General features: G+C 74.0%; 12 protein-coding genes and 1 tRNA gene. 9 read left to right on the forward strand and 4 right to left on the reverse strand.

From position 1 onward, the window contains the following. The first annotated feature begins 96 nt into the window (after positions 1-96). The 3 genes from BXY45_RS00095 to BXY45_RS00105 are packed head-to-tail and all read left to right on the forward strand — an operon-like array spanning position 97 to position 3,423. Positions 97-1,110 (forward strand): glycosyltransferase family 2 protein, encoded by a 1,014-nt coding sequence (locus BXY45_RS00095; RefSeq protein WP_211319103.1) that lies wholly within the window; start codon positions 97-99, stop codon positions 1,108-1,110. After that, positions 1,103-2,023, forward strand: coding sequence for a glycosyltransferase family 2 protein (locus BXY45_RS00100; protein ID WP_170131234.1), 921 nt, complete (start codon positions 1,103-1,105; stop codon positions 2,021-2,023). The genes BXY45_RS00095 and BXY45_RS00100 overlap by 8 nt, the downstream gene beginning before the upstream one ends. Further along, complete coding sequence (locus tag BXY45_RS00105) at positions 2,020-3,423, forward strand: MATE family efflux transporter (protein WP_109772278.1); 1,404 nt, start codon at positions 2,020-2,022, stop codon at positions 3,421-3,423. The genes BXY45_RS00100 and BXY45_RS00105 overlap by 4 nt, the downstream gene beginning before the upstream one ends. Here the strand turns inward: BXY45_RS00105 and BXY45_RS00110 are convergent. Genes BXY45_RS00110 through BXY45_RS00125 form a run of 4 tightly spaced genes read right to left on the reverse strand, consistent with a single transcriptional unit; the run spans position 3,415 to position 6,873 of the window. Then, complete coding sequence (locus BXY45_RS00110; protein ID WP_109772279.1) at positions 3,415-4,542, reverse strand: glycosyltransferase family 4 protein; 1,128 nt, start codon at positions 4,540-4,542, stop codon at positions 3,415-3,417. The two genes, BXY45_RS00105 and BXY45_RS00110, sit on opposite strands and share 9 nt — an antisense overlap. Further along, a complete protein-coding gene (locus tag BXY45_RS00115) occupies positions 4,539-5,621 on the reverse strand; it encodes a glycosyltransferase family protein (protein ID WP_109772280.1) in 1,083 nt (360 codons plus the stop codon). The genes BXY45_RS00110 and BXY45_RS00115 overlap by 4 nt, the downstream gene beginning before the upstream one ends. A 2-nt stretch (positions 5,622-5,623) precedes the next feature. Then, positions 5,624-6,043: an FAD synthase family protein gene (locus BXY45_RS00120; RefSeq protein WP_109772281.1), complete on the reverse strand. Its 420-nt coding sequence runs from the start codon at positions 6,041-6,043 to the stop codon at positions 5,624-5,626. Next, positions 6,040-6,873, reverse strand: coding sequence for a CDP-alcohol phosphatidyltransferase family protein (locus tag BXY45_RS00125; RefSeq protein WP_109772282.1), 834 nt, complete (start codon positions 6,871-6,873; stop codon positions 6,040-6,042). The genes BXY45_RS00120 and BXY45_RS00125 overlap by 4 nt, the downstream gene beginning before the upstream one ends. A 240-nt stretch (positions 6,874-7,113) precedes the next feature. Between BXY45_RS00125 and BXY45_RS00130 the strand changes: the two genes are divergently transcribed. From BXY45_RS00130 to BXY45_RS00155, 6 genes are all read left to right on the forward strand, one after another. Next, positions 7,114-7,184 (forward strand) — tRNA-Gln (locus tag BXY45_RS00130). Positions 7,185-7,312: 128 nt separating this feature from the next. Beyond that, on the forward strand, positions 7,313-8,812 hold the full coding sequence (gene glmU / locus BXY45_RS00135; RefSeq protein WP_109772639.1) for a bifunctional UDP-N-acetylglucosamine diphosphorylase/glucosamine-1-phosphate N-acetyltransferase GlmU: 1,500 nt from the start codon (positions 7,313-7,315) through the stop codon (positions 8,810-8,812). Continuing rightward, a complete protein-coding gene (locus tag BXY45_RS00140) occupies positions 8,809-9,789 on the forward strand; it encodes a ribose-phosphate diphosphokinase (protein ID WP_109772283.1) in 981 nt (326 codons plus the stop codon). The genes glmU and BXY45_RS00140 overlap by 4 nt, the downstream gene beginning before the upstream one ends. A gap of 222 nt (positions 9,790-10,011) precedes the next feature. Next, a complete protein-coding gene (locus BXY45_RS00145; protein WP_109772284.1) occupies positions 10,012-10,662 on the forward strand; it encodes a 50S ribosomal protein L25/general stress protein Ctc in 651 nt (216 codons plus the stop codon). 98 nt (positions 10,663-10,760) lie between these two features. Then, complete coding sequence (gene pth, locus BXY45_RS00150; protein WP_342799489.1) at positions 10,761-11,333, forward strand: aminoacyl-tRNA hydrolase; 573 nt, start codon at positions 10,761-10,763, stop codon at positions 11,331-11,333. 16 nt (positions 11,334-11,349) lie between these two features. Further along, positions 11,350-11,988, forward strand: a complete 639-nt coding sequence (locus BXY45_RS00155) for an arsenate reductase/protein-tyrosine-phosphatase family protein (protein ID WP_211319104.1) — start codon at positions 11,350-11,352, stop codon at positions 11,986-11,988. Positions 11,989-11,996: the final 8 nt, after the last annotated feature.

An 11,996-nucleotide genomic window follows, 5' to 3' on the forward strand; every position in this document is an offset into this window, starting at 1 on the left:
TCCTCACGGGGCATCGGCCGAACGGTGGAATCCCTTGAGCCCCCACGGCACCTCAAGGGATGTCGCCGAAACGCCGAAGAAGCGCAGGTGGAACGCGTGAAGACCGTCGTCGCCGTGCTCACCTACCGGCGCCCCGTCGACCTGGCCGAGGTGTTGCCGCAGCTCGTTGCCCAGGCGACGTCCGTCGAGCACCACGACGTGCGCGTCCTGGTGGTGGACAACGACCCCGACGCCGGCGCGCGAGCCACCGTCGCCGAGCACGCCGCCCGCACCGCCGAGGCCGCCCGCACCGCCGAGGCCGCCGGCGCCGTCAGCGCCGCTGGCGCAGGTACAGCTGCCACCCTGACGGCCCCCGTCGTGCCCGTCGTCCACACGCACGAGCCCCGCCCCGGCATCGCCGCCGCCCGCAACCGAGCGCTGGCGGAGGCCTTCGCCGCCGGTGACGACCTCCTGGTCTTCATCGACGACGACGAGCGGCCCGAGGGCGACTGGCTGCGCGCGCTGGTCACCCTGCACGAGCGCACCGGCGCCGGCGCCGTCGTCGGGCCCGTGGTCTCCCGGTTCCCCGCGCCGCTGGACCCGTGGATCGCCGCGGGCGGCTTCTTCGACCGCCGACGGCTGCCCACCGGGACCGCGGTGGAGGTGGCCGCCACCAACAACCTGCTGCTGGACCTGCGCCAGCTGAAGGCTGCGGGCACCACCTTCGACGAGCGGTTCGGCATCACCGGAGGTTCCGACACGCTCTTCACCCGCGAGCTGCACGCCCGGGGCATGCAGATGCTGTGGTGCGACGAGGCCGTGGTCACCGACGTCGTCCCCGTCGCCCGGGCCACCCGCTCCTGGGTGCTGCGTCGTGCGCTGCGCAGCGGCAACGCGTGGAGCCGCACCACGCTGGTGCTGCAGCCCGCTCCGACGGGCCGCGCAGTGGCCCGCGCGCGCCTCACCGCGCTCGGCACCACCCGCGCCGCCGCCGGGGCGCTGCGCTTCTGCGCGGGCGCGGCGACCGGCCGGACCGGCTGGCGGGCCTCCGGAGCCCGGACCGCGGCCCGCGGCGCGGGCATGCTCATGGGCGCCTGGGGCATGGCCTATGCGGAGTACCGCCGTGGCTGAGCCGGCCACCGGTCTGGGCGGGGCGCGCCTGGGTGTCGTCGTCGTCAACTACGGCGACCCCGCGGTGCTGCTGCACCACGCCCTTGACGAGGGGCGGGTGGCCGGGTGGGGCGGGCTCGGCCACGTCGTCGTCGTCGACAACCCCTCGCAGCCGCAGCACCGCGCGACGCTGGAAGAGGTCTGCCGCCGTCGCGGGTTCGACCTCGTGCTCATGCCCACCAACGGCGGTTTCGGCGCGGGGGCCAACGCCGGTGCCCGCCGCGCCCTGGACGCCGGCTGCGACGCCGTCGTCGTCCTCAACCCCGACGCCCAGCTCGAGGCCCCCGTGCTGCGCGAGCTGCTGGCCGATGCCCTCGCCCACCCGCGCGCCCTGACCACCCCGCGGATCTTGCGCGAGGACGGCACCTCCTGGTTCGCCGGCGCCGACCTGTCCCTGCGCGACGGCACCACCCGCCGGGCGGGCCGCCGCAGCGGCCCCGACCTCGAGCCGTGGCTCACCGCCGCCTGCCTCGTCGTCCCGGCGGACCTGTGGGAGGAACTCGGCGGCTTCGACGACGACTACTTCCTCTACTGGGAGGACATCGACCTGTCCCACCGCTGCCTGGTCGCCGGTGGCGAGCTGCGGCTGCGGGACGACCTCGCCGTCGTCCACGCCGTCGGCGGCACCCAGGAGGGCTCCGGCAAGTCGCCCGTCTACCTGCGTCACAGCTGCCGGAACCGGCTGCTGTTCGCCGCCAAGCACCTGCCCCGGCGCACCGCGCTGGCCTGGGCGCTCGGCGCACCGCGCTACGCGGTGTCCGTGGGCCTGCGTGGGGGAGCACGCGCGACCCTCGGCCGCCGCGGGGCGCTGCGAGCCCTCGTCGGGGGGACCGCCTCCGGGCTGGTGTGCGTGGCACGGCAGAGCCTGCGATGACCGCCACCGCACCCAGCCCGGCTTCGAACCCCGCCTCGACGAAGCCCCGCGGCAGCTCGGGCGCCTACCGCACCGTGGGCCGCAGCGCCGGGTCCAAGCTCGTCGTGATGGCCCTCAGCGGCGCCATCTCGATCGTCACCATCCACCTCGTCATCAGCCACTTCGGCGTCGAGGCCTACGCCCAGTACGGACTGCTCGTCTCCGTCGCGGCGCTGCTGCCGTTCGCCGACCTCGGCCTCGCCTCGGTGGTCATCAACGCCGTGTCCTCCTCCGAGGACCCCGACCACGACGACGCCGTGCGCACCTCCCTGGTCAGCGCCGTCCGCGTCATCCTGTGCTCGGCGGCCGTCATCACCGCGCTCGGCCTGGGCATCACGCTCGCCGGGTGGTGGCCGGCCCTGCTCGGCGGCGGCCTCATGCCGGGCTCCGGACCCGTCGCGGCGCTGCTGTGCGTCGTGGTGTTCTCCGCCACCCTCCCGCTGGCCGTCGGCCAGCGGGTGCTCACCGCCCTCGGCCTGAACCACCTGCAGATCCTCACGCAGGGCCTCGCGTCGCCGCTGTTCGCCGCGTCCGTGCTCGTGCTCGTGGCGACCGGGACCAACGCCGGTGCCTACCTCGCCGTCTTCTCCTACCTCGGTGCCGCCGCCATCGCTGCCACCGGCTGCCTGCTCGCCGCGCGCCGGCTGCCGACCACCGCGCGCCGCGTGCTGCGCGACGTGCCCCGCGTGCGCACCGTCCCCAGCATCCCCGTGGTCGGGCTCGCCTGGCCGGTGCTCGTGGCGATGGTCGCCGAGGCCCTCGCGATGCAGACCGACAGGCTGCTGCTGAGCCACCTCGCCACCACCGACGAGCTCGCCGAGTACAACCTGTCCTGGTCGCTGGCGAGCCTGCTCCTGCAGACCATCAGCGCCGCCGGCATCGCCCTGTGGCCCGTGTTCGCCCGGGCCCGCGCCCGCGCCGACGTCTCCTCGCCGTTCGGCCTCGCCTGGGCGTTCGCGGGGGTGGCCGCGCTCGCCGCGGGCACCCTGGCCCTGCTCATGCCCTTCGCGTCGCACCTGCTCTCGGACGGCAAGATCGCCATCTCGCCGTGGACGGCGTGGGCGTTCGCGGCGTTCGTCGTCGTCCAGGCCGCCAAGTACCCGCTCGGCATGTACCTCACCGACGGCCGGGGCCTGCGCGCGCAGGTGCCCGCCGTCCTGCTCATGGTGGTCATCAACCTGGGCATCTCGTGGGCGCTGGTCGGCCCGATGGGCGCGGCGGGCCCCGTGGTGGGCTCCGTGGTGGCGGTGCTGGTGTGCCAGGTCTGCTACTACACCGTGCTCGTCCGCCGCGACCTCGCCCGTCGCCGCGCCGAGCTCGCCGCCGCCGCTCCCGCGTCGGCGTCGGCGTCGTCAGACTGACGACGGCGTCCGCTCGCCCACCCGGGCAGCCGCCGGCGGAGCCACGGGTACGGCGGCGACGGAGGGGATGGCGGGCAGGCCCACCAGCTCCCGCAGGTCACGGACCATGCGCGAGGTGTTGAAGTCGCTCTCGACGGCGAGGCGCCCGCGCTCGCCCATCGCGGCCGCGGCGGCTGGGTCGTCCAGCAGCGAGACCAGCGCGTTGGCCAGGCCCGCGGCGTCTCCCGGGGCTGCCAGCAGCCCCGTCTCGCCGTGGCGCACGTAGTCGGCCGCTCCTGCCGTCGCGGTAAGCACTGCCGGGCGTGCGCAGGCCATGGCCTCCAGGGCCACCGTCATCCCGGACACGTGGAGGTTGGGGGAGGTGGCCACCACCACCGCGCTGGCCCGTGCGTACAGCGCCCGCAGCTCGGTGTGCGGCATGTGCTCCACTACGCGTACCCCCGGCGGGGGCGTCGCGGACGAGCGGGTCTGCACCACGGCCTCGGCGTCCGGGTGGGCGCGCAGCACCTCGGCCAGCGCAGCGAACAGCGTCTCGGCGTCGCGGTCGCGATCACGGCCTGCGCTGACCACCAGCGGCCGGTCCGGGTAGGGCTGCGGACGGAAGAAGTCGGCGTCCACCCCGAACCGCAGCATCGACACCGGCACGCCGGGCAGCAGCCGCTCCAGCGGCTCCACCTGCGCGCTGCTCAGGCACCACACGCCCTCGGCGCGGCGCAGCGCGCGCACCCGGGCGCGGGTGGCGTCGTCGTCACGGCCGCGGGCGAGGGCGTCGGTGATCCAGATCGCCCCCGCGTGCAGCGGGGTGCGCGGGGCCAGCACGGAGGCCCGGTGGGCGAGGTTCTCGTCCCACGCGAGTGCGGTCCGCCGGGCGCCGGAGCCAACCCCTGTGCCTGCGGATCGCTGCAGAGCGGCCAGGGCCGGTGCGGCCAGCCGTGCGGCGGCGCCGCGCAGGCGGCCCGGTTCGGGCAGCCCGACGGCGCGGACGGCGACGTCGCCGCCGGCCAGCTCGTGCAGGCCGTACGGCCAGCGCCCGGGGACCTCGCCGCGGCCGTGCCGCTGCTCCCAGGCGGTGACGTCGCGCTCGGCGGTGTACAGGACGTCGAGGGCGTGCGTGCTCATCGGTGCTCTCCTCGAGCTGCGGGTCGAGCTGCGGGCTGGTGAGCCGCCGCTGTCGCGTGGCGGGCCGCTGCGGCGGCGCGGAACGCTGTCGCGTGGGTGCGCGCCGCCGTCGGCCACTCGCGCGCCGACAGGTCGGGCCGGTCGCTGCGGCCGGGGCGGCGCACGGTCGCCAGGGCGTCCACGAGGTGCTCCGGGGTCAGCTCGCCCTCGTAGGTGAGCACCCACCCCGGGCCGACCTCGGCGGCCAGCGCCGCGGTGGTGGGGTTCGCGGGCACGAGCACCGGGGTGTCCAGGGACAGCGCCAGCAGCGCGGCGCCGGAGCTGTGCAGCTCGGTGTAGGGAAGCACCACGAGCTCGGCGGCGGCCACCTCGGCGGCCAGCTCGGCGTCGGGGCAGTGGCCGAGGGACGCGGTCGTCCTCGGGTCGCTGGCACAGGCGTCCTGCACGGCGTGGCGCAGCGCCTCGGTGGCGGGCGCGCCGACCACCCGCAGCGAGATGTCTCCGGGCGCGTCGTGCGCCGCGGCCAGCAGTGCCTCGACGTTCTTGTACGGCCGCAGGATGCCGAAGTGCAGCAGACGGCCCGGGACCACCGGCGCGTCCGAGGCCGGGTACCAGTCGCGGTAGTGGCCGTGCGGCACGAGCAGCTCGCGCTCGTCGTCGTCGTCCTTCAACGCCGCCGGCAGGGTGGAGGCGACCAGGTGCACCCGGGCGGTGCTGAGCCGGTCGCACAGCGCCAGGAGTGCGCGCTCCACCGGGCCACCGGACTCGTGGGGCACGGGGTTGTGGACGGTGCGGACGACGGCGGTGCGCAGCAGCGCCACCCGCAGCAGCAACCCCGCGAAGAGCAGCTGGCGGGCCGCGGTCTTCGGCCCGGAGGTGCCGCGCAGCAGCACCTCCGGCCAGTGCAGGTGCAGCACGTCGTAGCGCCACGCCAGCGCAGCCCGCCACGAGAACGTGCGCACGTCGTGCCCCTCGGCGCGCAGGGCGCCGAGCAGCAGGCTCAGGTACGGGTTGGTGGTCGGCCGCGGCTGCCGGAAGGACTCCAGCACACGCAGCCGGTCCGGCGCGGGGACGGCCACGGTCAGCCGTGCGCGGTGATGAGCTCGCGCAGGAGCGTGCTCGACGTGGTCTCCGTGTACGGGAAGTACACGACCCTGGCGCCCACAGCGGCCATACCGGCCTCGAGCTGGTCTCCCTTGGGGGTGCCCTTCCAGTCGTCACCCTTGAAGAGGATGTCGAAGTGGAGGCGCTGCCACATCGGGAGCTTGTCGCTGCCGCAGTCGTCGGCAACCACCCTGTCGACGATGCCGACGCTCGCCAGGATCTCCATCCGCTCCGTCAGGGGCACCACGGGCCGCTTGCCCTTGGTGCGCTCGACGACGTCGTCCGTCACCGCTCCGACCACCAGCAGGTCGCAGCCTTCACGGGCCCGCCGCAGGATGTTGAGGTGCCCGATGTGGAACATGTCGTAGACGCCGGGCACGTAGCCGATGACGCTCATGCGCGCACCTCCTGGAGAGTGTTCTGCGAGACGGTGACGGGTGAGTCGAGCGCGGCGACCTGGCGGTACCACACGACCATCGAGGCCCCGGCGACGACGGCGAAGCCCAGTGCCAGCAGGCCGTAGGCCCACTGGAAGAGGGCCGGCCAGCCGATGAGGACGAAGACCACGCACAGCACGCCGTAGTCGACGGGCGCCGAGGCCAGGGAGCGCAGCGCGGAGTGCTGGCGCGCTTCACCGGCGCTGACGATCGCCTGGCCGTCGCGGGTCCCGGCCAGGCGGCGGATGTGGTCGTTGAGGATGATCGTGAAGAACCACGTGGTGGACACCGCGGCGAAGCCGAGCGGCACGAGCAGCCACGCCGTCGGCTGCGGGGCGACGGTGAGGTAGGCGCCCACGGCGACGGCGAGGTGCAGGGTGGCAATCTTGCCGGCGTCGACCACGTGGTCGAGCCACTCGCCGGCCTTCGAGCCGCCACCGCGCAGGCGGGCCAGCTGCCCGTCCGCGGCGTCGAGCGCGTAGCCGAGCACGAGCAGCGCCGCGACCAGCGGGCCCTTCCACCACACCGACGGCGCGAGGGCGATGACGGCGATGCCCGTGCCGGTCGCCACGGCCGACGCCGCGGTGACCTGGTTGGGGGTCATGCCGAGCACATGGGCGCCGGCCGCGAGCCGCCGGCCCAGGGGGCGGTTGACGAAGCGCGAGTACGCCGGGGCGCCCTTGGCGGACTTCTGCGCGCGCAGCAGCTGCTGCAGCGACGCGGCGTAGCGTGGGCGGGGCCGCTCCTGCGCTGCACTGGCGCCAGCGGGGCGCGATAGGTCCGTGGTCATGCCGAGGACAGTTGCAGGGGAGATCACCTCCCGTCACGCCTGTCACAGGAGTCTCACCTAACCGCACCAATGCGGAGCGTGACCGGTTACGCCGTCCGTGTCCATCAGGTGCGCTCCCGCGCACGGATGCGCAGTCCAGGAGGCGGCGGGCGACCCGAGGGGGCGAGCCCGTACCGGCGGCCCCAGGGGACGTGGAATGGTGTGGTTGCATCGGCGGGGGTAGGTCCCCGCTGACGGTGGTCCCCCGTGGTGTAAAGGCAGCACGAGTCACTTTGAATGATTCTGTCGAGGTTCGAATCCTCGCGGGGGAGCTGTGATCTGGGGTTCGACACCACTGGGTAGGGCCACGTGCTCTGCTCGGGCCCCGGCGCTGGTTGCTCGTGGGCACGGGTAGGGTCCGGGACGGACCCCCACCCCCTCCGCCAGGGAGCGCGTGCGCGTGAGCTCGACCCGCCCGGCCGTCGTCGTCGTCCTCGCCGCCGGTGAGGGCACCCGGATGCGGTCGGCGATCCCCAAGGTCCTCCACACCATCGGCGGTCGCTCGCTGCTCGGGCACGCGCTGGCAGCAGCTCGCGGTGTCGAGCCCGAGCGGCTCGTCGTCGTCGTGCGCCACGAGCGGGAGCGCGTCGCGGCGCACGCCCTCGGCATCGACGCCGACGTGCTCATCGCCGACCAGGACGACGTCCCCGGCACCGGACGTGCCGTCCAGTGCGGCCTGGACGCGCTGGTGCGCGAGCGCGGCGAGGGCGCCGAGCCGCTGACGGGCACCGTCGTGGTGACGTTCGGTGACGTGCCGCTGCTGCGCGCTCAGACCCTCGTCGACCTCGTGGCCGCCCACGAGACGGAGGGCAACGGTGTGACGGTGCTCTCAGCGGTGCTGCCCGATCCGACGGGCTACGGCCGGATCGTTCGCGACGACGACGGTGCCGTCGCCTCCATCGTCGAGCAGAAGGACGCCACCGACGCCCAGCGCGCCATCGTCGAGGTCAACACCGGCATCTGGGCCTTCGACGCCGCCGTCCTCACGGCGGCCCTGCCGAAGGTCGGTCGCGCCAACGCCCAGGGCGAGGTCTACCTCACCGACGTGCTGGCCCTCGCCCGCACCGACGGTCACCGCGTGGCCGCGCGCCCCGTGGCCGACGCCGGTGAGGTGGAGGGCGTCAACGACAGGGTCCAGCTTGCGGCGCTCGGTGCGGCGCTGAACCGGCGCACGCTGCAGGCGCACATGCGCGCGGGCGTGACCGTGGTCGACCCGGCGACGACGTGGGTCGACGTTCATGTCGATCTCGGCGCCGACGTCACGCTGCTGCCCGGCACGCAGCTGCTGGGTGCCACGAGCGTGGCCGCGGGCGCCGTCGTCGGCCCGGACACCACCCTCACCGACTGCGAGGTGGGGGAGGGGGCCGTGGTCACGCGTACCCACGGCGAGCTGGCCGTGGTGGGGGCCGGGGCCAGCGTGGGGCCGTTCTCGTTCCTGCGGCCGGGCACCCGGCTGGGGGAGCGCGGCAAGATCGGCGCCTTCGTGGAAACCAAGAACGCCGACATCGGCGCGCGCAGCAAGGTGCCGCACCTGAGCTACGTCGGAGACGCGGAGATCGGCGAGGGTGCCAACATCGGTGCCGCGACGATCTTCGCCAACTACGACGGTCAGACGAAGAGCCGCACACGCGTGGGTGACGCCGCCTTCGTCGGCAGTGACAGCGTGCTGGTCGCACCGGTGAGCATCGGGGACGGTGCCTACACCGCAGCGGGTTCGGTCATCACCGACGACGTGCCGCCGGGAGCGATCGGGGTCGGCCGAGGCCGGCAGAAGAACATCGAGGGCTGGACGGAGCGCAAGCGCCCCGGCAGCGCCTCGGCGCGCGCTGCGGCAGCGGCGCGGGCGGCAACCACGAACGGTCCCGCGGACGCGCGGGCCGAGCAGGAGGAGCGGGCATGACCGGCATCACCACCCAGGGCGAGAAGCGGCTCGTGCTCATCAGCGGGCGTGCGCACCCGCAGCTCGCGGAGGAGGTCTCCTCCGAGCTCGGCGCCGCGCTCGTGCCGACCTCCGCCTACGACTTCGCCAACGGCGAGACGTACGTGCGCTTCGAGGAGAGCGTGCGCGGCTGCGACGCCTTCGTCCTCCAGAGCCACTGCGCGCCCATCAACCAGTGGATCATGGAGCAGCTCATCATGGTCGACGCGCTCAAGCGCGCCTCGGCCAAGCGCATCACCGTGGTCTGCCCGTTCTACGGGTACGCCCGCCAGGACAAGAAGCACCGCGGCCGCGAGCCGATCTCCGCCCGCCTCATGGCGGACCTGTTCAAGACCGCCGGCGCCAACCGCCTCATGTCGGTCGACCTGCACACCGCGCAGATCCAGGGCTTCTTCGACGGGCCCGTCGACCACCTCTGGGCGCTGCCGCTGCTCTCGGACTACGTGCGCGGTCGCGTCGCGGACGCCAGCAACATCACCGTGGTGTCCCCGGACGCCGGGCGCGTGCGGCTGGCCGATGTGTGGTCGGACAAGCTCGGCGCCCCGCTGGCGATCATCCACAAGCGCCGCGACCCCAACCGCCCCAACCAGGTGCAGGTGCACGAGCTGGTCGGTGAGGTGGCGGGGCGCACCTGTGTGCTCGTCGACGACATGATCGACACGGGCGGCACCATCGTGCAGGCAGCGCAGGCGCTCAAGGACAACGGCGCCAAGGAGATCATCGTCGCTGCCACGCACCCGATCCTGTCGGGCCCGGCGGCCGCACGCCTCAAGGACAGCCCGATCTCCGAGGTCGTCGTCACCAACACGCTGCCGATCCCGCCGGCGCACCAGTTCCCCACCCTTCGGGTGCTCTCCATCGCCCCGCTCATCGCGCGCGCGATCCGCGAGGTCTTCGACGACGGCTCGGTGACCAGCCTCTTCGACGGCAACAGCTGAGGTCGCTGGTCCGGTTCCTGAGCGCTGCACACCGGGCGGTCGTCCGGCTCGTCGTGGTGCCTCCGCCCGACCGGTAGGCTAGGCGGGCTCCTCGGCGAGGGAGGCGCACTTCAGGTGCGCACTCCGTGATCGACGCGGTGGCCGGTCGTCTTCGGCCCGCCTCCGGTCACGCGCCGGGGCAGTGGAGACCGCCGCACCACCGTCCGATCACCAGGAGACACCATGGCCAAGAGCACCGGCACCCAGCTGGCCGCCGTCGCCCGCACCGAGTTCGGCAAGGGCGCTGCCCGCCGCATCCGCCGCGCGCACCAGATCCCCGCCGTCGTCTACGGCCACGGCCAGGACCCGCTGCACGTGACCCTGCCGGGCCACGAGACGATGCTGCTGGTCAAGAACCCCAACGCCCTCGTCGACCTCCAGCTCGACGGCGGCGGCACGCAGCTCGCCGTCGTCAAGGCCGTCCAGGTCGACCCGGTGCGCCGCGAGATCGAGCACGTCGACCTGGTGGTCGTCCGCAAGGGCGAGCGCATCGAGGTCCAGGTCCCGGTTCGCACCATCGGTGAGGCCGCTCCGCAGACCGTCGTCTCCGTCGAGGCCGGCACCCTGGCCGTCACGGCCGAGGCGACCCACCTGCCCGAGGTCATCGAGGTCGACGTCGAGGGCCTGGAGGCCGGCACCCTCCTCACCGCCGGCCAGCTCTCGCTGCCCTCCGGCGTTCAGCTCGCCGGTGACCCCGAGGCCGGCGTGGTGAACATTTCCGCCGCTCCGACCGCCGAGGACCTCGACGCCGAGCTCGCCGAGGCTGAGGCCGAGGCCGGCATCGAGAAGGACGCCCCTGAGGCTGAGGCGTCCGAGGAGTCCTCGAAGGAGTGAGCAGCTCCTCGAGCGCCGCGCCCGGCGGCGGGGGTACCACCCCCGCCGCCGGGCGCGAGCCCGTCGAGGGACGTCGGCCCGTCGAGGGGCCGTGGCTCGTGGTGGGTCTGGGCAACCCCGGCCCGGAGCACGCCGCCGATCGGCACACGGTCGGGGCGATGGTGGTCGACGAGCTCGCCTCACGGCTACGGACGGGGTTCAAGGCCTCCAAGCAGCGCGCGGCCATCGCCGAGGTGCGCCTGGGCCCGCCCGGCCCGTCGAGCCAGCGCGTGGTGCTCGCCAAGCCGACCTCGTGGATGAACGAGTCCGGGGGGCCGACGGCCGGGCTCGCCCGCTTCTTCGGCGTCGATCCGCTGCGCGTCATCGCCGTCCACGACGAGCTCGACATCGACGCCGGCGCCGTTCGCCTCAAACGCGGCGGCGGCGAGGGTGGCCACAACGGCCTGCGCGACATCAGCAAGGCCCTTGGCACCAAGGACTACGTCCGCGTGCGCGTCGGCATCGGCAGGCCGCCCGGGCGCATGGACCCGGCGGACTTCGTGCTGCGCAGTTTCTCGGCCGCCGAGCGCAAAGAGCTGCCCTTCCTGCTCTCTGACGCGGCGGATGCCGTCGAGGCCGTCATCACCGACGGCCTCGAAGCGGCGCAGCAGCGGTTTCACGCACCACGATGACGATCTGGAGGACCGTGTGAGCGAAGCGCCCGCCACAGTCGAGGGGCAGCAGCCGACCGGAGGGCCGCTGCTGCTGGTGGTCTGTACCGGCAACATCTGCCGATCGCCGATGGCGGAGCGCCTCCTGAAGGCTGCCTTCGACGCCGCCGAGCCCGACCCGGCGCTGCGCGTCCGCGTGGCCAGCGCTGGCACGTCAGCGCTCACAGGAGCCCCGATGGAGCCGGAAGCCGCCGACGCCGTGCGGCGCGCCGGGGGGGACCCCACGGGCCATGAGGCCACCTACCTCACCTCCACCCTCATCCGCGAGGCGGCCCTGGTGCTGACCGCGGCGCGTGACCACCGCGGCGCCGTGGTGCGGCTCGTGCCAGCCGCCGTGCGCCGCACGTTCACGCTCCCCGAGGCCGCGCGTCTTCTCGAGGCTGTGGGAGACCAGGTGCAGGGTGACCGAGTCGCCGAGCGACTGGTTTCGGCCGCCAGCATTCTGGCAGGCGCCCGCGGCAGGGTGATGCCGAAGGAACCCGGCGACGACGACGTGCTCGACCCCTACCGTCGGGGTCCGAAGGAGTGGGCGACCAGCGAGGAGCAGGTGACCCAGGCCGTGCGCGCCATCGTCGGCGCCCTCGTTCCCTCCGGCAGGGCGCTCACCACTCGCTGACCACCGGG

Origin of the sequence: Quadrisphaera granulorum (genome assembly GCF_003149145.1) — a bacterium.
GTDB lineage: Bacteria > Actinomycetota > Actinomycetes > Actinomycetales > Quadrisphaeraceae > Quadrisphaera > Quadrisphaera granulorum.

Bases quoted from the DNA above. Each gene is read 5' to 3' on its own strand.
- BXY45_RS00105 (WP_109772278.1), top strand. From the start codon at position 2,020: ATGACCGCCACCGCACCCAGCCCGGCTTCGAACCCCGCCTCGACGAAG.
- BXY45_RS00140 (WP_109772283.1), top strand. From the start codon at position 8,809: ATGACCGGCATCACCACCCAGGGCGAGAAGCGGCTCGTGCTCATCAGC.
- BXY45_RS00125 (WP_109772282.1), bottom strand. From the start codon at position 6,873: ATGACCACGGACCTATCGCGCCCCGCTGGCGCCAGTGCAGCGCAGGAG.
- BXY45_RS00110 (WP_109772279.1), bottom strand. From the start codon at position 4,542: ATGAGCACGCACGCCCTCGACGTCCTGTACACCGCCGAGCGCGACGTC.
- BXY45_RS00120 (WP_109772281.1), bottom strand. From the start codon at position 6,043: ATGAGCGTCATCGGCTACGTGCCCGGCGTCTACGACATGTTCCACATC.
- BXY45_RS00145 (WP_109772284.1), top strand. From the start codon at position 10,012: ATGGCCAAGAGCACCGGCACCCAGCTGGCCGCCGTCGCCCGCACCGAG.